Annotated in this window: 24 protein-coding genes and 1 tRNA gene; 5 read left to right on the top strand and 20 right to left on the bottom strand. The window is 43.0% G+C overall.

Going from position 1 to position 24,999, the window contains the following annotated elements; translation table 11 throughout:
* Window positions 1-43 precede the first annotated feature (43 nt).
* Window positions 44-1,063 (top strand): integrase domain-containing protein, encoded by a 1,020-nt coding sequence (locus OH463_RS01520; protein ID WP_269990336.1) that lies wholly within the window; start codon window positions 44-46, stop codon window positions 1,061-1,063.
* A gap of 323 nt (window positions 1,064-1,386) precedes the next feature.
* Here OH463_RS01520 and OH463_RS01515 read toward each other — a convergent pair whose 3' ends face one another.
* Window positions 1,387-1,806 carry a DUF6088 family protein gene (locus OH463_RS01515; protein WP_053052852.1) on the bottom strand — a complete coding sequence of 140 codons (420 nt, stop codon included), beginning with the start codon at window positions 1,804-1,806 and terminating at the stop codon, window positions 1,387-1,389.
* A 234-nt stretch (window positions 1,807-2,040) separates the two neighbouring features.
* Between OH463_RS01515 and OH463_RS01510 the strand changes: the two genes are divergently transcribed.
* Window positions 2,041-2,763: a hypothetical protein gene (locus OH463_RS01510; protein WP_269990334.1), complete on the top strand. Its 723-nt coding sequence runs from the start codon at window positions 2,041-2,043 to the stop codon at window positions 2,761-2,763.
* Window positions 2,756-3,805: an ATP-binding protein gene (locus OH463_RS01505; protein WP_269990332.1), complete on the top strand. Its 1,050-nt coding sequence runs from the start codon at window positions 2,756-2,758 to the stop codon at window positions 3,803-3,805. Before OH463_RS01510 ends, OH463_RS01505 begins: the two co-directional genes overlap by 8 nt.
* Window positions 3,806-4,015: 210 nt before the next feature.
* On the opposite strand, the gene OH463_RS01500 is transcribed toward OH463_RS01505, so the two are convergent.
* The 5 genes from OH463_RS01500 to OH463_RS01480 all read right to left on the bottom strand — a co-directional run bounded on the left by OH463_RS01500 (window position 4,016) and on the right by OH463_RS01480 (window position 9,580).
* The gene (locus tag OH463_RS01500) at window positions 4,016-4,207 is read right to left on the bottom strand and encodes a helix-turn-helix transcriptional regulator (protein ID WP_053052850.1); all 192 of its coding nucleotides are present in this window, start codon (window positions 4,205-4,207) and stop codon (window positions 4,016-4,018) included.
* Window positions 4,208-4,300: 93 nt separating this feature from the next.
* On the bottom strand, window positions 4,301-5,566 hold the full coding sequence (locus OH463_RS01495) for a tyrosine-type recombinase/integrase (RefSeq protein ID WP_422455914.1): 1,266 nt from the start codon (window positions 5,564-5,566) through the stop codon (window positions 4,301-4,303).
* 339 nt (window positions 5,567-5,905) lie between these two features.
* A tRNA-Ser gene (locus OH463_RS01490) sits at window positions 5,906-5,993 on the bottom strand.
* 144 nt (window positions 5,994-6,137) lie between these two features.
* Window positions 6,138-6,587: an L-alanine exporter AlaE gene (locus tag OH463_RS01485; RefSeq protein ID WP_005441741.1), complete on the bottom strand. Its 450-nt coding sequence runs from the start codon at window positions 6,585-6,587 to the stop codon at window positions 6,138-6,140.
* Between the two features lie 572 nt (window positions 6,588-7,159).
* The gene (locus OH463_RS01480) at window positions 7,160-9,580 is read right to left on the bottom strand and encodes a hybrid sensor histidine kinase/response regulator (RefSeq protein ID WP_017188306.1); all 2,421 of its coding nucleotides are present in this window, start codon (window positions 9,578-9,580) and stop codon (window positions 7,160-7,162) included.
* A 94-nt stretch (window positions 9,581-9,674) separates the two neighbouring features.
* Between OH463_RS01480 and OH463_RS01475 the strand changes: the two genes are divergently transcribed.
* Window positions 9,675-10,244 carry a YecA/YgfB family protein gene (locus OH463_RS01475; RefSeq protein WP_009698271.1) on the top strand — a complete coding sequence of 190 codons (570 nt, stop codon included), beginning with the start codon at window positions 9,675-9,677 and terminating at the stop codon, window positions 10,242-10,244.
* 66 nt (window positions 10,245-10,310) lie between these two features.
* On the opposite strand, the gene OH463_RS01470 is transcribed toward OH463_RS01475, so the two are convergent.
* The 8 genes from OH463_RS01470 to OH463_RS01435 form a co-directional block, all read right to left on the bottom strand.
* On the bottom strand, window positions 10,311-11,477 hold the full coding sequence (locus tag OH463_RS01470; protein WP_029789032.1) for a glutathionylspermidine synthase family protein: 1,167 nt from the start codon (window positions 11,475-11,477) through the stop codon (window positions 10,311-10,313).
* Between the two features lie 5 nt (window positions 11,478-11,482).
* Window positions 11,483-12,052, bottom strand: coding sequence for a DUF1190 domain-containing protein (locus OH463_RS01465; RefSeq protein ID WP_049535761.1), 570 nt, complete (start codon window positions 12,050-12,052; stop codon window positions 11,483-11,485).
* Window positions 12,053-12,060: 8 nt separating this feature from the next.
* A complete protein-coding gene (locus OH463_RS01460) occupies window positions 12,061-12,477 on the bottom strand; it encodes a DUF350 domain-containing protein (protein WP_005450290.1) in 417 nt (138 codons plus the stop codon).
* Window positions 12,477-13,520, bottom strand: a complete 1,044-nt coding sequence (locus tag OH463_RS01455; protein ID WP_005450291.1) for a potassium channel protein — start codon at window positions 13,518-13,520, stop codon at window positions 12,477-12,479. The genes OH463_RS01460 and OH463_RS01455 overlap by 1 nt, the downstream gene beginning before the upstream one ends.
* Before the next feature lie 132 nt (window positions 13,521-13,652).
* Window positions 13,653-14,714, bottom strand: a complete 1,062-nt coding sequence (nadA, locus tag OH463_RS01450; RefSeq protein ID WP_005450292.1) for a quinolinate synthase NadA — start codon at window positions 14,712-14,714, stop codon at window positions 13,653-13,655.
* Window positions 14,715-14,960: 246 nt separating this feature from the next.
* Entirely contained in the window at window positions 14,961-16,148 is a 1,188-nt protein-coding gene (manA, locus tag OH463_RS01445) for a mannose-6-phosphate isomerase, class I (RefSeq protein WP_269990330.1), read from the bottom strand.
* A gap of 39 nt (window positions 16,149-16,187) precedes the next feature.
* Window positions 16,188-16,862, bottom strand: coding sequence for an HAD-IA family hydrolase (locus OH463_RS01440; RefSeq protein ID WP_269990329.1), 675 nt, complete (start codon window positions 16,860-16,862; stop codon window positions 16,188-16,190).
* A 73-nt stretch (window positions 16,863-16,935) separates the two neighbouring features.
* Window positions 16,936-18,024: a glycerol dehydrogenase gene (locus OH463_RS01435; protein ID WP_017819054.1), complete on the bottom strand. Its 1,089-nt coding sequence runs from the start codon at window positions 18,022-18,024 to the stop codon at window positions 16,936-16,938.
* Between the two features lie 329 nt (window positions 18,025-18,353).
* On the opposite strand from OH463_RS01435, the gene OH463_RS01430 reads away from it, so the two are divergent.
* On the top strand, window positions 18,354-19,223 hold the full coding sequence (locus OH463_RS01430) for an AraC family transcriptional regulator (protein WP_017819053.1): 870 nt from the start codon (window positions 18,354-18,356) through the stop codon (window positions 19,221-19,223).
* 3 nt (window positions 19,224-19,226) lie between these two features.
* Here OH463_RS01430 and OH463_RS01425 read toward each other — a convergent pair whose 3' ends face one another.
* The 6 genes from OH463_RS01425 to OH463_RS01400 all read right to left on the bottom strand — a co-directional run bounded on the left by OH463_RS01425 (window position 19,227) and on the right by OH463_RS01400 (window position 24,935).
* Window positions 19,227-19,562, bottom strand: a complete 336-nt coding sequence (locus OH463_RS01425) for a PTS fructose transporter subunit IIB (RefSeq protein ID WP_026138354.1) — start codon at window positions 19,560-19,562, stop codon at window positions 19,227-19,229.
* A gap of 128 nt (window positions 19,563-19,690) precedes the next feature.
* Window positions 19,691-20,368 carry a fructose-6-phosphate aldolase gene (locus OH463_RS01420; protein ID WP_017819051.1) on the bottom strand — a complete coding sequence of 226 codons (678 nt, stop codon included), beginning with the start codon at window positions 20,366-20,368 and terminating at the stop codon, window positions 19,691-19,693.
* A gap of 103 nt (window positions 20,369-20,471) precedes the next feature.
* The gene (locus OH463_RS01415; RefSeq protein WP_017819050.1) at window positions 20,472-21,335 is read right to left on the bottom strand and encodes an SDR family oxidoreductase; all 864 of its coding nucleotides are present in this window, start codon (window positions 21,333-21,335) and stop codon (window positions 20,472-20,474) included.
* A 1-nt stretch (window position 21,336) separates the two neighbouring features.
* The gene (locus OH463_RS01410) at window positions 21,337-22,212 is read right to left on the bottom strand and encodes a [formate-C-acetyltransferase]-activating enzyme (RefSeq protein ID WP_026138353.1); all 876 of its coding nucleotides are present in this window, start codon (window positions 22,210-22,212) and stop codon (window positions 21,337-21,339) included.
* A complete protein-coding gene (locus OH463_RS01405) occupies window positions 22,178-24,478 on the bottom strand; it encodes a formate C-acetyltransferase (protein ID WP_017819048.1) in 2,301 nt (766 codons plus the stop codon). The genes OH463_RS01410 and OH463_RS01405 overlap by 35 nt, the downstream gene beginning before the upstream one ends.
* 133 nt (window positions 24,479-24,611) lie before the next feature.
* A complete protein-coding gene (locus tag OH463_RS01400) occupies window positions 24,612-24,935 on the bottom strand; it encodes a PTS fructose-like transporter subunit IIB (protein ID WP_026138352.1) in 324 nt (107 codons plus the stop codon).
* Window positions 24,936-24,999 lie beyond the last annotated feature (64 nt).

Below are 24,999 nucleotides of genomic sequence, written 5' to 3'. Positions count from 1 at the left end.
AAGCCACCGCTCTTAACAATCTTGTTTTAATTAGGAAAGCAGCATGTTCACCAGAGGCAATACCGGAGCTAGAAACCACGGATTGCGCAGCCGTGATATGGCTCGTGCAGGAAGAAATGCAATGACTGAAGCTTGTGAATCAAAGACAACGTCTTATTCCACGGCACAACAAAATGCAGATCGGTTCGAGAAGTTTGCAAGATACTGCGTCGATAACTTTTCAATCAATGATTCTCGGAAAATTGAAAACTCCCACATTCTCCAATATGCCGAAGAGTTAGCAGAGCGAGTTGAAGATGGTTCTCTCAGCGTATCATCTGCCCACGACTACTTAAGTTCAGTCAACGCAGTGATTGCTCAAATGAGGCAAGATAATCTCGTCAGAGTGCCTGCTGCACAAACAAATATCCCCAACCGGAGTCACATAGCAGAGCAATCAAAAGCCTGTAGCAAGGATTTACATCAACATGCAAAGTCTCTCTTAGATGAACGTCTCTCTATTCTCTCTGAAATACAACGACAGCTCGGTTTGCGGTTTGAAGAGTCGGTAAAATGCAACCCAGCGGACCTACTTACCCAAGTGGATCGAAACTTCAATCCTGTGACGCGTACTTCTCATGTCAATATCATCGATGGAACAAAAGGAGGCAGGTCAAGGATCGTAGATATAACATTAAAAGCTCAGATTGAAGCACTCAAAAAAGCGGCACAGATTCAGGGAAGCCATCGTTCAATGATCCCAAAGAACCTGTCCTATAAAGAATTCCGAAGTCATTGCTATTCAGCATACTCAAAAATCAAAGGTTATAGCCCACACAAGGAGAGGCATCACTACGCACAGCATAAATACACGCAAGTAATGAGAGCGTTATCTGGTCAAAACAATATCTTGGCTCCAGTGCTGTGCAAGCATTCACGAGGTCGAGAGCATATCAAACACATTGCTTCAGCAATCGGCTCAACCTACCAACGAGCAAAAGAGCTCGATTATCGAGCACGCTATGCCGTTGCAACGTCACTAGGGCACGCGAGAGTAGACATCACTAACGCTTACTTAGGTTGATTGGAGGAACTGCTTATGTACAACATTCTGAAAGATCTACATAAACTATTAGGGGACTTAAAAAGAAAAGGAGGAAAGAAATCAAGAAAGCAGCAAGCGAAAAGGATTGAGTTGTTAGTCTTAAACATTGCCGAGCACGAGCATGCAGTGAAAAGAATCAATCAAATTGGTCGCAACCACGTTACTGGATTTATCAAACGAAACAGTAATTATGCTCTCAGCACAAAGCGAGATTATAACTATGCGATAAGGTACTTCTGGAATACTGTCTTAAATCGGAACAGTACTCCTCCAGTGTTTGACTTACATTGATTATCTTTGGATCAATCATCGGAGCGCTTTCGAGTACTACATAGAACTCGGTTACCTACCTTGACCTCACGACTAAATGCTTTGTGATCCCAAGAATACTGAACCGAAGCGGGGATCTGATTGGAGTGACCATTGATACTTTTCAATGACATTTGGTCTACCTCAAAAGGTACACCAAGTTTCTTCAAGATTTCTAGCATCACACCATCCGTGCCACCAGGGTGAGTCGGCATTGGCTGGTTCGTTAAGCTGTTTATTGTGGCTTTGGTGTATAAGCCATACCCTAGTCTCATCAATACCCCTTTTTCAATCAGCTGTTTAAGGCTACGACTAATTTGAGAATAGCTGGCAAAGTGAGCAAAGTCTTTCCGCTCGAAGACATAGCGACGAGAGGCTTTAATGTGCATCTCAATACGATTAAGCGTTGTCACAATGATCTCCTAGAAACTTTGTTCTAAACACTCTAATCTGTATTTCACTTCGACTCTAGTTTTCTTTAAAGAGAGAATGTACTTCAAAGACTGCTAGTTTGTATGTTGCATAAGTAAGTACCTAGCAACTCTTATCTCAGCAAGAGAATAACTCTTCTCAAACCCAGTTACGACTATTTGCGCAATTAGTTTCTTACTGTATTATATAGACCTCAAAAAAAGTGATGGATTATTATGGATTTAGGTATCGTACTTGGTGTTGCTGGGTTATTTTTAGCAGTAGTGTTTTGGCTAGTGCCAAAAGAATCCGTGACTAGGATTTTCAAAACGTATAGTGTCGTTCATTACGTCAACAAGAAGAATCTTCGTTCGGAGTTTAGAATAGCAATTGTTGATGATGAGTTGGATAGTTACCCAGTTCAGTACATCAAAGACCTTGGATTTACGACCAAAGAATATGAATCAGTGTCATTTGCTGATTCAGATGCGCTAGTTAAGAACGATCTGGTGTTACTTGATGTCAAGGGAGTTGTCCGTGAGGACCTAGATGAAGGTGGAGCCAAACTAATTAAAATTATAAAGGAATCACGACCTTTACTTCCTGTGGTCGCTGTATCATCCGGTTATTTCCATACTGAATTAAATGATTACTTTCGCAGTTCTGACGCAACATTAAATAAACCCATAGATGAATTTAAAATTCGAGAATTACTTAATGATTTGAAGAAAGAGTTCTTTGACGAGTCTCATATTGCAGCTAATATTGAAAATTGCATTAAAAAATTAGATCTTGGTTCTTCAAAGAAAAACAAGTTGAATAAAGTAGTCGTGGATTATTTGTCAAACAAGATAAATCTGGTGGATTTTACAAATATCGTTCACCAAAATGCCAGAGGCTCTGCTCAAGAAATAATTGATAACAGTAAAATTCTTTTGGATCGTATAACTAATGCTTAATTCAATCATAGAGAATAAAATAGTTGATATACCATGGCCTGTATATATTGATGGTGACTTGTATCAAGGAGAGAAACTTCAGTCATTTGAAAAATGTCATGATCAGTGCCTCCTAGGCGACGGTTCTAGTGATACACATGTCTGTGAACATGGCTTGAGTTATGTCTCTCGAAAAATATCAGGACGCCTCGTTACAATTGCTGGCGTTTACATCCCTTCTAGCCAGAATAGTAAGCGTAATCGGAAAAACGTCTTGTTGATGCAGAGAAAAGTATCAATAGAATCTGTACGTCTTTGGTTTTCGAGTCTTGATGAAAAAGCTAATGCAATTGACAATTTAGTCTCTAAAACAGCCAAGGCTAACTTTGACCAGTTTCATGAGTTCGTTAAATGGGCTAGGGAGATTGGCTTCTATAGTGAAAGACTACTGGCAAAAAATGCAACATCGGGTAGCTGTGCTTTCGACAATGCGTCCGATGATCTTAAGAGTTTGTACAAAATTAGTGTAATGTTATTAGACTCATTAGATACTGCGGCTCTATATTTTAATCCAGAAAGTGCTAAGTTTGGTAGAAAGAAATATACTGATATTTATAGTATGGTTCACAAGATTAAACTAGTACTCTCTCATGCGTCTAAGTCTAAAAATAAGGCGGATGTAGTGCTAAGAGGTAGGGTTAAAAACAATTATAACATTTACGAGTCATTCAAAATTGTTCCTTTGTCTTTAATACAAAACGCAATCAAATATAGAAGAACGGGTGATATCGAAGTTGTTTTCGATGAAACTGATAATGGTTTATGTATGACGGTAAATTCAATCGGATTTGAAATTCCAGAGTCTGAAATCATACACTTGTTTGAACGTGGATTTAGAGCTACTAAAGCTCGTGAAATGTCAGTAGAAGGTAGTGGCCTCGGGCTTTATGTTCTAAAAATTGTAACTGATGCGCATAATTTTGACGTGCGAGTTAGTAGTACACCAACTTTACCAGCCAACAAAAAGCTAGCACGTAATTCATTTTCAGTGTTTATTCGGTAAACACTCAAACAGTTTGGTCGTAGGTTCAAGCCATGACCTTTTGGATTTTATGATAATTCCTCTAAATTTCAATGACATATCGTGAGACTGCTAAACATACATTAAGAAATCAGTATTTTCTCAATTACTGTTGTGCATATCAGCTAACCTATCAATGCGTGGTGACTCTTAACCTAGCACACCACACATTGTATAGGCTAAAAAAACACCTCACTCAACCCTGCGCTCATCAATACGCCCTTGCATCCATTGGTTAATCTCTTCCTCAATCCATCCAACGCTCCGTGCGCCTAATTGAACGGATTGAGGAAATGCTTTTCCGTCTGCATAACGATAAATCGAACTTTTTGATAAGCCTGTCAAGGCAATAACCTCTTTGAGGCGAATGATGCGTAGAGACATAGCGACACTCCCGTATTTAATTACATATCACTATGAATATGGTTAAGAAAACGAAAGCACTCGAAATTAGTGACGCATTTTTCTTACGTTAAATTATATTTTTCTTACTTTCTCCCCAAACTCTAAATGCGGCACCACGTTTAAAGTGCGATAGCCTGTTACAGAGACACTGCCGTAACTAGCTTCTTCAATTCTTTGACTCCACCATTCCATTAAGGGGCGACGACGTTCTAGATACGTCGTCCGATTGTACGCCTTCCGAATCGCATTTTTATCTGAGTGAGACAGAGCAGCCTCAATAACATCACTATCAAACCCTTGCTCATTAAGCGTTGTTGATGCCAATGAGCGTAATCCGTGAGCTGTCGTTCTACCTTGGAATCCAATACGTCCTAACGCCTTATTGATAGATTCAGAATCCGTGTGCTTTTTAGGGTCTCGAATCGAGGGAAAAATAAATTCTCTGTGTCCACTCACTGGTCGGATCGTTTCCAATATAGCCATACATTGCGCTGTTAATGGGATTATATGTTCGCGCCTTGCTTTCATTCTTTCGGCAGGAAGAATCCATAACCGTTGTTCAAAATCGATTTCACACCAACGTGCCGCCGCCGCTTCGATTGGGCGTGTCATCGTATGCAGTTGCCACTCAATAAGACATTTTGTTGTAATTGCCATGTTACCTCTGGCTATTGCTCGCACTAACTCGGGCAACTCATCTGGGCTTAAGGCTTTCATATGAGTGACTTTCGCTTTTCTAAAAACTTCTCTAATACCACTGAGTGGGTTTGAATGTATAAGTCCAGCATTGACAGCGTACGTCATCACTTCGTTGATCAACTGCGCGGTGCGCTTTACGGTCTCTAAATAACCAGCCTCCTCGACAGGTTTAAGCGCCGCTATTGCCATTGGGGCTGATAACTTAGTAATAGGGAGCGAGCCAAGCATCGGGAAAGCGTAGAGTTCCAACTTTCGCCAGTTACCCTCGATGGTTTTAGGCAAGATACGGTTTTGTTTCGTGTCCATCCACAAGTAGGCAACTGCTTTGAAGGTATTAGACTGTTCAGTGGCTAACCTCGCCTTTTGCTCAATTTTGAGTAGTTGCGGATCAACACCCTCGGCAATGTATTTTCTGAACTCTGTGGCTTTTGATCTAGCTTCAGCTAATGAAACATCTGGAAAAGAGCCAATGCCTGCAAATGTTGGTTTGCCTGTTGAGGGTTTGGTGTATCTAAACTCCCAAGATTTCGCTCCACTTTTTCTTATATGAAGATATAGGTTTCCGCCATCTCCCAGTCGATAGGTCTTATCGCGAGGTTTTGCATTCGATACTTCTTTTGCCGTTAGTTTTGCCATCATCCCCTCCTTAGAATTGAAATTTAGCCAAACTGTATGCAGTTTTTCGACCTATCCTGCTCCCTAAAATTTTCGGTATGCAAAATAGGTGAATGATGATTTTTCAATGAGATAAAAGGTGGGATAAGAAACTTGGCAATCCTGCTCCCCACAAACCTGTATGCTGAATTTTCGACGCAAATGTATGCCGATTTTTCTCACAGCTTAGAAGCATACACTTTGGCATACAATAAAGTTTGGGATAGTAAAAGACGGGTGATACGTAGTGAAACTGTTGATTCGTTCAAAAACAGAGAGTTATAAAACGAGAAAAGCCCCTAGAAACTTCTAGGGGCTCGAATGTGGCGGTGAGTGAGAGATTCGAACTCTCGATACGTTGCCGTATACACACTTTCCAGGCGTGCTCCTTCAGCCACTCGGACAACTCACCGAATCAAATTGTGGTTAGCATCATTGGCTAACGAGGCGCTAATTTAATGATTATGTTCCTGATGGTCAAGGCTAAACACGAAAAAAAGCGCCCTTTTGCGTTTGTTTGCTCACTATCTAGCTAAATTGCGCAAAACTGGGGCAATTAGGCTTCTTGATAGTAACCTGGCACTCGGAACCAACGGCGACACTGATCTAAGAAGTAACCGTAAAGGACACCCATGCCACATGACACAACTGCATTACTTGCTACTGCCGTGATGATTTGGTCAGTTGACGCGCCTACTGCCAGCAAAATGCCCGCATAGACTGGAGATTGGAACAATACGTACGCCACCAAGTCAGACACGTTCTTCATAAACGAAGAGGGTGATAGTTTGTTACCTTGGCGTAATACCCAATCACGGAACATACCGTAAGGCCATGCAATCGCGATGTTTACTGGGATAGATAATGTGCGTGATGCTAAAGACTGCTCAAACGTCATACCCGAAATCAAGATCTCGATAATCATCCCTGTAATAAAACAAAAAACCACCATAGCAAAAGTATCCGCTGCGGCATTGCGAATACAAAATGGTCCACGAGACTTCATTTACAACCTCTAAAATCAAATACCAATAAAAACGACATCTATAAAATCATTTACTGCATTTAAAACCACATAGCAGTTAATGGTGCTATTAAATCACATTATTTTTAGTTTATGATTCCGTTTTAAAATATGAGTTGTAAATTAATAACTAACTTTCAAAGAAAAAGTAGCAGCTTTCACCAAAATCAGTAAAAAGCCCCATAAAACACTTCAAAATGGAGTTTTAAAACGTAATTTATTTACTTTTAAGCCAGTTAGCTCACGAAAAAACACAGAAAACTAGAGAAATATCTGGCAAATGAATTTCAAAAAGATCGTCTTATGCTATTGGATCAAGCAAATTCAGAGTAAACACGAAGTTTATAGAATGGGAAGTGAAGATGGAGGTTATACCCAAGTAACATCGAGATGCTAGGTTCAGCAAGGATGACTTGGTTTGTAGGCGCAGCGGCGATTTAAAGATCTAGTTACTCTAAATCGAGAAATGACAACGCTCTGAGTCCTGCATCTTGAAATCACTTGGGTATAAGTAATGTAGGAAGTACCCTACACTACTTAGTGAATGCACGGAGTTAGTGTTCTGCTAACAGTACCGTCAGTTGGTCGATGTCCTCTTGCTCAGGGGTAAGCGCTTTACTCAAATAGTCTTCGATGCGTTGGATAACTTTATTCAGTTCATCAGAGACATTTGGTTTGGCACTTTCGAAAATGTGAGAAAGTGTCGTCATTGCTTGTTCCAAGTTGCCATCATCTAATGCCATATAGAAGTTCAGCAACAATGCCTCGGCGTTTTGAGGTTTAGGTTGTTCTCCGCTTTGCTTGTCTTGGTATTGATAAAGTATCGACGCATGACGATACAAAGCATCATCGAGTTCTGATTCAACAATCGGTTTGGCGATGATATGGTTTGCTCCGACATCTAACATACGCTCCTGCGTTTCTTTGAAGACGTCTGCAGTACAGCCGAAGATCAAAACCGAGCGAGCTGGTGCATCCATAGAGCGAATAACAGCAATCGCTCCTACGCCATCAAGTACTGGCATGTGGTTATCCATCAACACCAAATCAAATTCATGCTTCGACACCTGCTCTACTGCTTGCTGCCCATTCTCGACACAAACGCATACAAACCCTTTAGAGCGCAAGAAGGTCTCCATAATGATGGTGTTCGTACGGTTGTCTTCCACGATAAGCGCACGTAAGCCTTGGCAATCAAGTTTATGTGTATTAGATGCTTCTAACACCCCAGCCTCACAAGGGTTGAGCTCAAGTTCGACAATAAACTTGGTGCCAATACACTCTTGGCTTTGAACAGTAATACTCCCACCCATATGCTCTGAAATCTGCTTCACTATCGCCAACCCAAGACCCGTGCCGCCATATCGACGTGTTGTCGACGATTCTGCTTGTTCGAATGGTCGGAAAATGCGTTTCTGCGCATCAGGGCTGATACCAATCCCTGTGTCTTTCACACTAATGGTTAGTTTGGTTATGCCATCTTTCACATGCTCAGTCAGTTCGACTTCAACAAAACCACGATCCGTGAACTTCACTGCGTTATTGAGGAGGTTAAATAACACCTGGCGCAGACGTGCTTTGTCATTGTTGTACCAACGTCCAAACGGAACATTAGAAATAACTCTAAATTGCAGCCCCTTTTCGGCACATAAAGTGTGATACACACTGTTGATACTACCGAGAATCGATTCGATTGGGAAAGGCGTGTTGTCGAGCTCAATGTGTCCTTGCTCAATTTTCGAGTAATCGAGAATTTCATTCAGTAGCGTCATCATGTGATCGCCAGAATCATACAAGGTATTTAAGTGCTTTCTTTGTTCGTCAGTTAGATGAGTTTTCAGCAGTATTTGTGCGGTTCCCAACACCCCATTCATCGGCGTTCGGATTTCATGAGACAAGGTTGCTAAGAAGGCTGTTTTTGCGTTTGTAGATGCCTGCGCCTTAACACGTTCACGCTCAAGGTAAACCGTCTTTTCATTGAACTTGGTGATTAAGTGCCCGATTTCATCTTCACTCTCATAGGCGATATCAATAATGCCACCCGTTTTGGAGTCATCCACTTTCTTAGCAATTCGAACAATCGGTTCTACAATGTATCGGTTTAATAGGTAGTAACCCACCAACACGCAGAGCAGTAGAAATGGGATAACACCAGTCTCAACGCTCATTACTTGATTAAAGACTTGATCCGATACTTTGACCTTGGCATTCACCACATCCATGCGCCAATTAAAGCCACCAAACCCGAGCTGGCTGATGTATATGTTCTTAGTAAGCTGAAAGTTGTGCTCAATCACAACTTGGTCATCGGCATCGCGAATCACAACACCTAATGAGTATTGATTTGTATGTTCACGAATGAACTGGAATAACGCTTCCAAAGACAAGTCTACAGTTGCCACTCCGGCAAAAACACCCTCTTTGTAGTAAGGCGCTGAAGCCGTGATCATCTGAACTTGCGTGAAGGTATCGATATACACGCCAGACCAACTCACTGCCCCTGCAGGTTTGTTTGCAACAGACTGGTACCAAGGTTCGTTGTCGTAACCACCAGACTCTGGATTATTGTAGGAATGGATTTGATCCAAGCTGCCGTTGTCATTCTTATTGAAGAATAAGCTTGTATATTGCCAACGTTCATCTTCCAATGTTGGTTTTGGCCATAATCCGCCACTGACGATGATGTCGTCGCTCACCGCGAGTAACTGGGGAATCGTATCTTGAAGTGAAATACTTGGTGTTGGCGTCTGCCCTAAGCCTACAAGGCTATTGAGCAAACCAACGGAACTGGTTAGCGGTCCTTCAATCTGTGAGGCGAGCAATTGAGTTCGCAAATCCAAATTACGCTCAAGCTTTTCACGCACTGGTGGCTCAACAACAAGGTAAACAACAGAACCAATGGTCGCGATGAAGAAACACAAATAAAGTGTCAGGGCGAGAATGCTTTTGTTTCTGAGTGACGAACGAATTTCCATAGATGTAGACGAATCATTCCCTAATATCGATTTATCACTGATTGATTGGTAAGATTAGCCAACCAACCAGCCCATTAACAAATGGTATTCTATTTTGAAACTACAAGACATCCTTTCTCTTCCAGAACTTGATGGAAAACTACTAAACCTAGCGAAAACTCAAGGCTTTGTTACGTCTATGGCATGTGCGCCAAACGTGTTGAATCCTCAAGAGTGGCTACCATTCCTATGGGGCGGTGAAGAAACAGCACCTTTCTCTGATGGTGAGCAACTAGAACAGTACATCGATGAGATCATTCAAATGTGGAACCAAACACGCCCAGCACTACTGGAAGGTGCATGGCTGTGGCCTGAAGGATGCGAGTTGGATGATCAAGATATCGTATCTGCAAACACGCGTGATTTCTGTGAAGGTGTGCTTCAAGGCTGGCAATTGTCTCGTGACGATTGGGAAACGTTGATGCCTGATGACAGCGAAGACAGTGCATTGCTTGGTGGCGTACTGCTTTCTCTAACTATGCTTTACGATCCAGAAACGACAATCGCGACACTTGCAGAGCAAGGTATGGAAGGTCTAGAGCAGTTTGAAGAGATCTTCAACGCAATGCCGATGATGCTTTGCGGACTGACTCAACGTGGCGTAATGCTGGCTGAGCAAGAATAAACTCACCACCCTGTGAGAGACATAAGACAGAATGAAAAAGCTCTCCAATCCGGAGAGCTTTTTTGATCAATCTAGAATGACATGGGGGATATATCGCGCCATATCTTGGGTAACTAAACTGCTGTCTTCTCGAATGGAGATCCCGGCTGCTTTATCATTCACTAACCAACTGCCAATCAACGTATGGCTTGAGCCAAACTTAGGTAGCGGATGATATTGTTGAATGATGTTTTGACTCGATTCATACGGACCCGGTGTTTTCACCAATCGCTGACCATTTTTGACAATCTCAATATTGGCACCTTCGCGAGAAAACAGAGGTTTAATGACATAGTCTTTTAAGCTAGCCGCTTTTGGATCATTGGCAAAATACGCGGGCAAAAGATTCGGATGATTTGGAAACCTCTCCCAAAGCAAGGGTAACAACGCTTTATTAGACAGAATCGATTTCCACATCGGCTCTAACCAATTCACACTCGCAGTTGCCAAGTACTGACTGTATTCCTCTTCGAACATGAACTCCCAAGGGTAGAGTTTGAACATCCAGCGAATCGCTCTGCCATCGACATCCACAAATTGCCCATCTTGCGTCACGCCAATATCTTCGACAAAAACAAAGGCGGTTGCTAACCCAGCTTCTCGCGCACAGTCTTCGAGGTATTGCACCGTGCCTTTATCTTCTTCGGTGTATTTGCAACAACTAAAATGCAGCGTTTGACCCGGCTGCAATTTGGCAATATCGGCAAAGCGTTGAATCAGAAAGTCTTGCAGAATATTAAACTGATCCGCACTTTGGTGAATGCGACCTTTATTGACAACATCCTCTAACCACACCCACTGCCAAAAGCCAGTCTCAAACAATGACGTTGGTGTGTCTGCGTTGTTTTCTAATAACTTTGCAGGAGAGGAGCCGTTGTAAGCAAAGTCCATCCTCGAATAAAGAGAAGGCTCTCTTCGTTGCCAAGAGGAAGCGACTTGTGACCACATAGCTTCGGGAATCGCACACTGTGTCAGTAACTGCTCACTTCGTACAACCTGATCGACGATTTCAAGACACATTTGATGAAGCTCTTCCGTTGGGTCTTCAATGTCTTTCTCTATCTGCTCAAGGGTAAATTGATAGTAAGCACTCTCATCCCAATACGGTTGGTCGTACATAGAATGGAAGCCAAAACCAAACTGGCGTGCCAATTCACGCCAGTTTTCTCTTTCTTGTATTTCTCGTCGAAACATTTCAGTTAACCGCCGCGGCTGACTGACACAGCTTTACCAAAGCCACCGCGAGACATCGCACGACCAATCGTACCGCCGCCGCGCTTATTTAGGCTACTGGTAGCAACCTTAGTGGATTGATTGCGATAAGAGCCGTAAAACTGCCCTGCACCGTTGTAATACTTCGATTTATAACGATACATCGGCTCTGAGTAATAACTTTTGTTGTAACCCTTAAGCCCACTCACCGCGCGACTGAAGAAGTAACCACCAACAAATGGGACATATGAGTGATGACGAGAACTGTAGTAACAATCATCCTCGTAAAAGTCATTTTCGCACTCATATTTGTTGTTGTAGCGCGGCGCATTTTCTTCTGCACGCGCCATTGCTTCTTGGTAGGCGATGTCACACTGCTCACTGAATTCAGGCGCGGCAGATTTACACTCGTCAGCATCGACGTAAATATAGCCTTCCGTTTCTGATTCTTGAGTTGCGAGGAAAAAAATCCCACCAAAAGCAACGAATGGAATGATTCGTCCGACTTTAAAACTCTTGTCCATTGAGGAGCGTTTTACATTGGAACTGCGTTTCATCGTTCCTCCTAGTAGGTCATGCAAGCTGCGTTAAGCACACCGACAGACACAGAGACGGCAGCTAAAACAATGCCTGCTGGTACTTCATCATTCTCAATACGCTCCGATACTTTCGGCAGCAGAATAAAACGCACAATACCAAACGCAATGATCTGTGCCAGCATCGCTACAACGCCCCATACCATGAAATCCACAATATTGACTGAGTTAGTCGCAGCGCCGGCAATAGCCAGACAGTAACCAAGAAAAGCACCACTTAACGCAACTGCCGCAGCGGTATTTTTCTCTTCCTTGATCAGATGCCATTCGTCATAAGGTGTCAATCTGACGTAGACGAACTTAAACGCCAGCACGAAAACGATCGAAACAGAAAAGTAGAGAAGAAAATTGGGAAAACCTGCCAACAGGTCGGCAATCATATGCATTATTTGTCCTTGTTCATGTCTGTCCAAGCGAAGTCATCAATTCGCTCGTCGGCAATGTAAAACAGCTTAGTGCTTGGTGGCACTTGAGCATTTAAATCTGGGTTGAGTTCAATCCCGTCACCAAGATCGAACGCGATCAACGTAGCTTGGTGATGCTTCTTGATAAATCCGAAGATCTTTTCCACGCTGGTTGTCGGTTGATCTTGTGGGTAAATCACCGAGTACTGTGTCATACCCCGAGTTGAAGCAAGTAGCTCCTGATGAAGTGCGCTCGAACCCGGATCTACTGCCGCTTTCGCAAGCATCTCCGCGCCAACGGCTGGAATGCATTCCGCTTTTGGACAGTGCTCACTCAACAGTCGACCTAGCGCTTCATCTTTAAAATAAGCCAGCAAGTGTGCATCAGGATTCACTGAGGCACAATACAATGCGGCAGAGAGAGTAATATCATCGCTAAGATTATCGACAATAATACAGTTAGCATCGGTGATGTTGGCGTTTTTCATCTCTTGCGCGTCGGTGTAACTGTTCACCTTGATAAAACCAATTTCACCTGGTAATGGGTTTTCAATGTCTGAACGACTGCATAACACAATTGGGCGTTTGCCCTCTTCTTCATGCTGCAACATGCGGATAAGGTGCATGGTTCGTGCGCCATTCCAACCCAATAATACGATATGGTTATCCACTCTTACTCTCCGTTTACCCAGTATGCCTGCTCGCCAATAGTCAATTGCGCCACCAGCCACTCGCCCCAAAATGGCAGCAAATAAACTCAAACCACCAGGGATAATAAACAGAACCACAACCCACTTACCCATATCACTTGAGGGTGATAAGTCACCATAGCCAACCGTTGAAGCAGTCACCATGAGGTAGTAAATAAAGTTAGAGAAGTTTTCGGTCAGTGCATGCTCTCCTGCAAGAGCCAACAATAACCACGAGATGGCAATATATGCGCCACTAATGACGAGAAGGTTTCGGTTGCTTAATTTGAAAAGATGGGTGCTTAGCCACTTTTTCAGTACTAGCCATACAGCCATAAGTTTCCGATTCCTTTCTGATTGCTATAACTAAATACTAACCTATTGATTGTAAGAAATAAAAAAACCAGCCACATTCGGCTGGTTTTTGAGATTTATCTTAACAAACTACAGTCTAAGTAGACGGAATGACTATGCGTTGCCTTTGACTTGCATGTTTAACTGCTCGGCAAAATCTAGCATGCGGTTGAGCGGAATCAGTGACTTCACACGTAGTGCTTCATCAACAAAGATTTCGTGCTCTTCACCACCTTCACGCAGCGCTTGCTCAATTGCTTTAAGACCGTTCATCGCCATCCAAGGGCAGTGTGCACAGCTACGACATGTCGCGCCAGCCCCTGCTGTCGGTGCTTCAATCAGTTCTTTTTCAGGCACTAACTGTTGCATCTTAAAGAAGATACCTTTGTCTGTTGCGACGATCATTTGCTTTTGAGGCAGCTCTTTCGCTGCTTTGATTAGCTGACTTGTCGAGCCTACTGCATCGGCTAGCTCTACAACACTTGCAGGTGATTCTGGGTGCACTAGGATTGCCGCATCCGAGTATACGTTCTTCATCTTGCGTAGCGCATCTGCAGAAAACTCGTCGTGAACTACGCACTCACCTTGCCATAGCAACATGTCTGCACCAGTTTTGTTTGCAATGTAAGAACCTAAGTGGCGATCCGGTCCCCAGATGATTGGCTTATCTTCTGCGTCTAGATGCTCGACGATTTCAAGCGCGATACTAGAAGTCACAACCCAATCAGCACGTGCTTTTACTGCCGCAGATGTGTTTGCGTATACCACCACCGTGTGGTCAGGATGAGCGTCACAGAACTCGCTAAACTTGTCCGCCGGGCAACCAAGATCCAGTGAACATTCTGCTTCTAGCGTTGGCATTAGAATGCGTTTTTCTGGTGTCAGGATCTTTGCAGATTCACCCATAAAGCGAACCCCACCAATGATCAGTGTACTTGCTGGATGGCGGTTACCAAATTTTGCCATTTCTAGCGAATCACCAACAAAACCGCCGGTCTCTTCAGCCAGAGCTTGGATTTCAGGATCAGTGTAATAGTGGGCGATAAGTACCGCGTCTTTTTCTTTAAGCAGCTTTTTGATTCGCTCGATGTAATCGGCTTTTTCTTGTTGGCTTAATGGGATTGGTTTTGGTGGGAATGGGTAAACTGTGTCGATTTTATCTAATATGTGGCTCATTGCTCTTGCTCTACGCAACTTCCTTTAATCCGAGTATTGTAACCTTGTTGATTTTCAAAAACCAACCCGTAACCGGAATTTATAGCAGTCTAGCCGTATATCTTTGTTGTGAGTGACAATTCTGATTGTTGCAGCGAAGCATTCATTACATCAATGATCGGCAAGCAAGCCGATCATGATTTTCTGCCGTGTTTATAGTGAGGATTTAGGCTAAATCATTTGTAACAAAATCTTGGAGCCTTTTGATTAATTATATGCGCGAGCCAATTTCCCCTTTCCTTTATATTGATAACTCTTGGTATCATGACTAATGAACATCGATTCACCAACTCGGAGCTGGATACTTTCTTTATCCGACCAAATAGTTATCTCACCCTCTATGCAAAAGAGGATTTCTGCACTTCTTAAATATTGGGGAGAGGCTTCTATATCGACTGATATAATGTCAAAGCTGAAATCATCAACTGGCACGGGATAAGTTATTCGATTCTCTTTGTACAGTGGTGTTATAAGTAAATTTTCCGAAGAAGTCGGAACAAAGTTTGTGTTATCAATCAGCTCTGGAATATCGACGTGTTTCGACGTTAAACCAGCTCTTAGTACATTGTCCGAATTTGCCATGATCTCCAACGCCGTCCCTCGGATATAGGCGTGTGGTACCTCAGCATGAAGAAACATCGCATCACCAGGTGCAAGCTCAATAAGATTAAGCATTAATGGCGCAAACAACCCAACATCATCGGGATAGTATTGTTTAAATGACCGACTGTAATGTATTGCTTGTCGACTAAGAGCCGTTATCTGAGTTGCTTCATGTGCGACATACAATTCATGCAGAGCTTGCTGCTTCTTATCTCCACTTAACGACAAAATAGCACTAAAGAATGCCTTAAGTCCTTCTGCGTTTTGGCAGCGTTCCAAATGTTTCAACTCTTTATCAAGCGCTGAAAGCTGTGCAGCCCTAAATAATGCGATGATCTGCTCAATGGGCCTGAAACCGTTCATCGCTTCATAAAAAGTGAGTGCGTATACCAACTCAGGTTTATGATTTGGGTCTTTGTAATTTCGAGTATCAGCAGCAATCGGAATGCCTAGCTCGTTCTCTCTTCTATAACCAGCTTGGGCCTTTGCATTGTTAGGGTGAACTTGAATAGAAAGCGGTGTCTCTGCGGCAAGAACTTTAAGTAAAAAAGGAAGTTCTCCAAACCGAGCACTGGTGTAATCACCTAGTATTGCGGTCCTATTTTCGCCGATAACGTGAGAGAGCAACTCTCCTGTATCTTTTATCTTAGAGCAACCACTCGGGTGTGCGCCCATCCACATTTCTGCTTGAGGCTCTACGTTGGGATTTGCGATTCCGAACATACGGTTAATAGAAGATAAACTCCCCCACTGATAGTTTTGAATAACAGTATCGAGCTTTGAAATCGACATAAACGACCTCACTTCATAAACACTTGGATTGTTTTGGCGTCATAACATCCGACTTAAGATCATCTGAAACTCGCCAAGTTCATTTTTAATAACGCTTACATCACGCCAATTGTCGACGATGTAATCCGCTTCAATGAGTGCATCCTTTTCACCATGACTAAACATACCGACAACCTTTGCTTTTGCTGTTTTTCCAGAATGAATACCCGCACTGGCATCTTCAAAACAAATACAGTTTTCAATGTTTAAGTCGAGCTCCTCGGCTCCTTTTAAATAAGGCTCTGGATCTGGCTTGCCTTTGCTAATACGCTCCGGCGTTATGAGTACGTTGGGCATCGGCAGCTTTCCGGCTTTGATGCGAGCACTGGCAACAGGAATGGTTCCTGATGTCACAATAGCCCAAGGCACCTCAAATTCGTTAAGTTGATGAAGCAACTCTTGAGCGCCAGTAATCACTTCAATGCCCGTAGTATCTCTAACTTCCAACTCTTCTAACCAAATCACTTCATTTTGAATTTCTTGTCTAGATGCATTCGGCAAAAGTTCAGAGATAGAATCGATAGCAGGACGTCCATGAATACGAGACAGAACGTAATCAGGCTCCAAGCCTTTTTTGATCGCCCAAGTCGTCCAAGATTGGGTTACTGAGGGAATAGAATTCACTAGCGTACCATCTAGATCAAACAATAAACCCGCAAAAGGAATCGTGATCATTTATGTTCTCCAATAGTAATCAGCCCCACTGATTTGCAGGAAAAAGCGGGGCTGAATGTAATGATAAGCAGTGCTAGATCTTGCGACGTAACCCTTCTGCATTTGCCGCTTTCATCGCTGCAAACACCATATCTGGAGTGACAGCTCGAGGTTCGTTGTGAATAGTCTCCCCTTCTGCACATGCGGCTTCAGCTACTGCCAATAAATCTTCATCGGATACATTTTCTAAACCGATTTGAGACAGAGTCGTTGGCAAGCCAACTTTTTCGCAGAAGTCATAAACAGTTGCGATGGTCTGAGCCGATTTGTCAGTAAGGAATAGAGAAGAGAGCACACCAAATGCGACTTTTTCACCATGCAAGAACGCATGTGTTGGCTCTAATACTGTTAAGCCATTATGAATCGCATGAGAGGCAGCAAGACCACCACTTTCAAAACCTAATCCACTAAGTAACGTATTTGCTTCAACAACGCGTTCGAGTGCAGGAGTGACCACACCTTGTTCGTTCGATGTTTTAGCCATTTCGCCGTATTCAAGCAAAGTGTCGTAGCATAAACGCGCTAACGCGTATGCAGATAAAGAACCGACGTGACCTGTCATATTCGAGGCAAAACTTTGCTGGCATGATTCTGCTTCAAACCATGTTGCTAGCGCATCACCGATCCCAGCGATGAGTAGTCGAACAGGTGCCTTGGCAATGATTTGTGTGTCGACCAAGACAAGATTCGGGTTTTGAGGAAGGATAAGGTAACGCTTAAACTCTCCTTCTTGAGTGTAAATAACGGATAGCGCACTGCATGGCGCATCGCTCGCCGCCAATGTCGGTACAATAGCCACAGGAACTCTCGCTTCATAGGATGTTGCTTTCGCGGTATCAATGGTTTTACCGCCACCTAAGCCAACCACAAACTCACCCTCAAAGCTTTTCAACATGGTTGTCAGACGTGTTATTTCTTCGTCACAGCATTCACCAGCAAACCGGACCACCTCAACTTCAACGGTCTCGAGATAAGGTTCAAACTCAGAAAGTAATGTGTCATAAACAAATGGGTCACAGATCATCAGACCTTTTTTGCCAAAGCGATTGAGTTCTGCTCCGAGTTGTTTTCGAGCATCTTTACCTTGAACATAACGACCTGGAAATATAGTTGTTGTTAGCATGGTAACTCCTAGATAACTGATTTAATTTTTGCTGTATTCGAGAGCACATCTCGACTTGGAATTACCTCAAAATAGCAAGCAAAACCTCTTCATCACATAGCATATTTGTTCGTCTAACTGGAGATTTGTCTTTAGAAAGTCAAATTGTGATGGCGATACAAATAACCACCTAAGTTATTAAAAATTAATGAGGTTATATAAAGCCACTTATTATTACCTCTTGTTATTTCAAAGCAGTATCGCTTCACAAATAGAGAAAATTGTATCTAGCAGCGACACACTTGAATGACATACACTGATGTTGTTATTTGCTCACTCGGTTACTCTTGATGCTCGACAAAAACTACCTGCTTGAATCTCTTCATCATTACAAAGACCTCAGTGGGGAAATCAGTAATGTGGTTTGCGCAGGCAACTTGCCTAAGCCACCTCAACTCGCCTTTCAAGTCCATTTTCCTCGTATTGAAATGGTGTTATTCGGTGAGCTAGAGATGGAGCTAGGGAGCCAAACCGGCGTAGAACAAAAAAGAGTATTCAAGCAAGGTGACGTGATTTACTTACCAGCAGAAAGTTGGAACCAACCAAGCTGGGGAAGCAAACCCGTTGTCACTATGACTGTGATGGCTGGTAAGCAAAGTTTTGGCTTAAGTTTGTTAAGTTGGGATGGTGAGAAGTTCGACTCCGCGATCAAAGAAACGGTTTTACGTCGGGGACCTCGTGTCGGCACGTTTATTCTTAATGCCCTAGAAGAATTGACTCGACAGATAGAGTCACAAGCAACAATGAAACTATTGGTTAGTTCGCTGTTTAGCCACATCGTGGATCTTATCGAACAACCACTTGAAACGCCTTCAAAAAGTCATGCGCTATTTGAATCGGTGAGAGATTACCTAGAACAACATTATCAAGAGCCTTTGACTCGTGAATCGGTTGCCGAGCACTTCTATGTGTCACCGAACTACCTTTCACAACTGTTCCAAAAGGAAGGACAGATTAAGTTCAATGAATATTTGAATCACATTCGCTTAGAGCGCGCTAAGTTTTTGTTGGTCGAATACGATATGAAGGTAAAAGAAGTCGCGCACCGTTGTGGCTTTAAAGACAGTAACTATTTTTGTCGTGTGTTTCGAGCGCAAACCGAGCGCTCGCCATCAGAGTATCGAGCGCAATACCTCAGCGCTCATGTTGAAGAAGATTAATGTTCAAAAACTAATTTCAGCACCTCGGGGCGCTTGACGAACTTTATCGATAGCGCTCATCACCTCTTCCGTACTACGTAGAAAATGAGCAATAGAACAACGCACAACTCGACTGTTTTCAAATCGTTCCGCGCCCTCAATGTTAATATCAGAAACGATCACTGCGACATCTGCACCATCAATCAGATCTTGCGTTAACTGATTTTCGCTACCCAAAGCGCCTTGGGTTTCTACTGTCACCTTGTGACCGAGCTTACGCCCTAATTTTTCGAGCGCTTCAGCTGCCATATAAGTATGCGCTACACCGCTAATACATGCGGTTACACCAACTATTTCCATAATATAAAAACAAAAATGACCAAGCTTATAAGTGAGTTTAATCTCATTAAGCATGGTCATTATTAATCTTGGTCAGCTTTTACGTTACAACCAAGTCTACAAACTATTAGAGCGTGTACTGGATCACATTAAAGAACATCAAGAACGTTAGTGCCCTCGCCGTAAACCGTTTCCCAATCTGAAACAAACCCCGATACCCCCGAGTCAGTTAATGGATGCACAAGCAGGTGGTCAAAAACATCCGGGGCAATGGTCACAGAGTGAATGCCAGCCAGCGCCAATTGATGGACTTGTTGAACATTTTTAAATGAAGCACCAAGCACTTTCGCATCAAGGTGGTAGTTATCGATGATTTGTGCCATTTCCGCCGCAACAGCGACACCATCACCACAAATGTTATCTAAACGATTCACATAAGGAGCAAGGAATTCCGCTCCTGCTTTCGCTGCCATAAGCGCTTGTTGCGGAGTCAGGATCGCAGTGGCTGTTATGCGGTAGCCTTCTTCATGAATCAACTTCATTGCTTTAATACCTTGCGGCGTTACCGGCACTTTGATGATGATCTCTGGATCAATTGAACGCAGTGCTCTGGCTTCTTTCAGCATAGTTTCCGCATCTTTACCCATAACTTGCGCGTGTAACATACGCTCATCACCAATTATCTCACGGATATCTAATAAGATTTCTTTCAGTGGGCGTTTTTCTTTCGCAATAATTGACGGATTGGTCGTTACACCTTCGATCGGATAAAGGTCTACTGCTTTTTTGATCGCAGCAATGTTTGCCGTATCTAGCATGAATATCATGGTACTACTCCTAATTTAACAGCGACCACTCAATTGTTTGGAGTACTCGCCTGAATCTTTTTCTTGAAGAATAATGTCTATAAATCGTTTACATTCCCGCCCATTAGGCAGAAATGTAATGAAATTCTTGTAAGCATTTAGTGATTGCGGCTTTGCTCTCTGTAAACACGACTCCTTGCCCAGCCAACTTATTGGTGTTGAGTCTGACATCTCGAGTTTTGCGCGCGTCATTCACTTGAAGTAGATGATCGAGGCGACTTTGTTGCCCCAACTCGGTCAAAATATGCTCAGCAATCTCATAACGACTTGCCGGGTTATTTGCCCCCGTATGGTAAGTGCCGTATGGAATGGTGAAGATTTTTGGAAACTGCTCTATAAGTTCATGAACATAAGTTAATCCACGGAACTCATTTCTGCGCTCTTGCATCACTTCACCGTTTGTTAAAGCTTGCATCGCATTCCAAACCACATTTGGATTAATGGTGGTATTTCGCTCAGGTAACCCAAATAGCCAGGTAAAACGCAAAATCCACATGTCTTCCAAAATAGAACGCAACTCACCTTCTGCTTCTAGCTTATTTTGACCATATACAGTGTCTGGTACTGGCGTATCTTGCTCACTATATGGTCCTGCTTCGATATTCCCATTGAAGACTTGTTCAGTAGAGATGAACACGAGTTTTGAACCATTTGCTTTACATGCGTTCGCTACATTAATTGCCCCTTGAACATTCACCTTGTGCGCAATGTCTGGGTGTTGGTTACAAAAATCCGTGACTGCAATTGCCGCAGCGTGAATCACGAAATCAGGTTTAAATTCAGCGAATGTTGTATCGATCGCACTCTTATTGGTGATATCAAGTTGCTCAACGTCTAACCCCAAAATATCGAACTCATTGCGATAACGGTTGATAAAACGCGTCCCAAAGAAGCCTCTCGCACCAGTGATCAGTATTTTCTTTTTCATATTAGCCTCCAATGACTACTTGGTATCCACTAGCCTGTATATGGCTGCGGATGGCTTCCACTTCAGATTGAGTAGGAACGGGAATGTCTTTCATTAGATACTCCATCCCTAAAGTCTCATATTTGTTTGCGCCGTATTGATGGAACGGCAACAGATGAATTTCTCTGATATTGAAAGGTTTTAAAAAGCGCAAAACACTTTCAATATTGATTAAGTCCAAGGTATAACCGGGGATAAGTGGTAAACGTGGAATTACGTTACATTCCTGCTCAACCAACATCTTGAAGTTTCCAAGTACTTTCTCCACGTTGAGCCCAATCACGCTTTTAGCTTTTTGTGCATCCATGATTTTAAAATCGAACAACACTTCATCACACAACTCTCCAATACGACTCAATTGCGTGCTATTACCATGACCAGAAGTTTCAACAGCGGTGCGATAACCAAGTTGCTTTAGTTTGGTCAGAAGCTCGATGGCAAAATGCGCTTGGGTAAGGATTTCTCCACCAGAAAGCGTGATACCGCCATTTGAGGTATTAAAAAACACATCATCTTTTGCAACTTGTGCTATCACTTCATCCAAAGTCATGTCCGTGCCCACTTGCTCGTACGCTCCACTTGGGCACTCTTCAACATCCATTTCACATTCATCACACTCAAGGCATAGTGCTTTACGACGCATATAAGTGATTTTGTGTGAACGTGACTCTGGGTTGGCACACCACGGACAACTCAAAGGACAACCTTTGAAGAACACCACAGTCCTAATCCCTGTCCCGTCATGGAGTGAGTAGCGCTGAATATTGAATATCCGCGCGCTACTTTTGCTTCCATTAGCTTGATCACAGCTCATGGGCAGTTCTTCGAATGATGTCATCTTGAATTTCTTTCGATAACTCGACAAAGAAAGCACTGTAGCCAGCTACTCGAACGACCAACCCTGAGTAGTCCTCTGGCTTTTCTTGCGCTTTTTTCAGTGTCTCAGCGTTCAACACATTAAATTGAATATGTTGTAACTTGAGCTTCATAAATGCGCGGATGAAATCGGACAGTTTGCTTAAACCTTGATCCCCCTCTAACGTTGCAGGTGTGAATTTCACATTGAGAAGACTGCCATTGGACAGCAAGTAGTTATCTAATTTACTCACTGATTTTAGAACGGCTGTCGGACCTAATTGATCTTTTCCTAACATTGGTGACAAACCACCATCAGCAAGCTGTTCTCCTGACAAACGTCCATCAGCAGTAGCGCCCACAACAGCACCGAGCGGCACGTGAGCAGATACGGTGTAGGAGCCCGGGGTGAACTTTCCGCCTCTAGGGTTATCGTATTTCTCTACCTCTTTACAGAATAAACGCAATAACTCAGAGCCCAGAGCGTCCACCTCATCAATGTCGTTGCCGTACTTTTCGTACTTATTCATCAAACGAGCGCGGACTTTTTCACCGTTTGGCACCTCAAAGTTGCTATCTAATGTGGCGATAAATTCTTTGAACGTGCAGCGTTTTTCTTCGAATACATAACGCTTAAGTGCATGGAGAGAATCAGACAGATTAGCGATACCAATTCCTTGAACACCAGAAAAGTTGTAACGCCCTCCGCCGTATGTGATGTCTTTACCATTCTCGATACAATCGCTGATAAATGATGAAAGAAGCGGCACTGGAGCCCAATCACGGTGACCAACATCGCAGATGTTAGAGCCTTCAATCATCAACTTAACGTAGTGCTTAATGTCTTGATGAATATCACTCATCAAGCTGTCAAAGGTAATATCTGGGTTGTTTGCATGACGTTGCATCGCGAGTTCCATGACCTTCAGGAGGTTAAACATAGCGATGTCGTGCAAGCCATAAGTCTTGCCTGGGATCGACAGCTCCACACAACCAACCACCGAATAATCACGTGCATCCTCTAGCGACACACCACGATTTAGGAAGGCAGGCACGACCACTTCGTCATTAAAGATTTGAGGAATCCCCGTCCCCAAACGAATCGTTTCTGCGGTTTTCATTAAGAAGCCACGATCCATGAACTCGTTTACGCGCACACCCAAGTTAGGTTGAGGCAGCTGCACACTTTGGTAGGCATCCAAACATAATGTGGATAGTGCATTAACAGCGCTGCGCCCTACTTCGCTCAAACCACCTAATAGAATCGTGTAACCCGTAGGGAAACCCGCAAAAAACTTGGCGCTACCTGAAGAACGTAACAGAACAATATCATTGGTCTTGATCCACAAACTTTCCAACAACTCACGAAGATAATCAGGAGACTCACCTCGTGCTAACGATTGCTCGTAAAATGGCAACATATATTGATCAAAGCGACCCAGCGATAAAGAACTCGCATTCGATTCGTATTGCAGAATAATGTTCATGTACCAGAACAATTGGCATGCTTCATAAAAACCATCTGGAGCTTCTGTTGCAATTTTGCGAGAAATAGCCGCAATCTGAATCAGCTCTTGCTTACGCTGTTCGTTATCAGTGGCTTGCGACATGTTCTCGGCTAATTCGGCATAACGATGAATATGACGAATCGACGCTTCCAACAAGATCACAACTGACTTGAAGAATTCGTTCTCTGGCTGGCTAAAACTCAAGCTTTGCAGCTCATCGAGAAGCGAACCTAAACCGTTATCTAGCAGACGATCAAAGTCGATAATAATGTGACCTTGACCTTTGTCTGTTTGGTTAACACTAAAGATCTTTTGACCAACAGCAGATTTTACCTCTAGCGGAATTTGAGCATTGATGAAGTCTTTCATCGACCGTTCAGCCCAGTAAGGTAGTAATTGCTCACGGTAGGTTGTTTTGTCTTGCTCAGAAACAAAGAATTTATCTTGAGGGCGAGATTCGAAAATATCTAACTCTTTCTCAATCCAATAAGGGTCCATTTCAGGAGAAGCAATACCCGCTCTTGGTTGTACCGTTCGATTACCAGCAATTAGCTCATCTTCACGAATAGAGATTTCAACATTGTCCATCACATAGGCAGTTGCTTTTGCACGACGAATTAATGTCGGTTCTCCTTCTGTTTGCTTATGACTTTCTGTGTACAACAGTGCACGTTCCAATGAGATTTCGCGTTTTGCGGCAAACAGTGCGGACTTAAGACGTTCTATGCGTGGGGTACTCATATATAGACTCCTGAGAATACCTAGTTGTTGAGCGATTTAATGGTTTTGTATAGCTAAGAAACCCTAACGAGAGTCACTGAGCTATACAGAGCAGAGAGACCAAAATTTCTCTGCTCTGTAATTTAGTGGGAGGCTAAGCTGCTACTGATTCAAGATGCTTTTCAATCTTATCCATCACGGCAGATGCACGTTTTACAGCATCACTGACACCGATACGTACAATGGTTTTGCCTGTAAAGCGCTCAACATTTTTGATATCGATATCTTTGGTAAGAATGACGACATCAGCGGTTTTGATCGTGCTTTCATCTAACTCGTTTTCGATACCAATTGAACCTTGTGTTTCCACTTGGCAAGACCAACCTTTGGCTTTTGCTGCTGCTTCGATGGCCTCAGCAGCCATGTATGTATGTGCAACACCTGAAGGGCATGCTGTTACTGCTACGATAGAAGTCATAATTTTGTTTCCTATATTGTTTTGGAGAACTCTTAATTTTTCGTTGTTTTGTATTTACCTTGGC

The sequence above is a fragment of the Vibrio sp. NFR genome (assembly GCF_027587095.1).
GTDB classification, from domain to species: Bacteria; Pseudomonadota; Gammaproteobacteria; order Enterobacterales; family Vibrionaceae; genus Vibrio; species Vibrio harveyi.
This window is presented reverse-complemented; position numbering and strand designations above follow the sequence as displayed.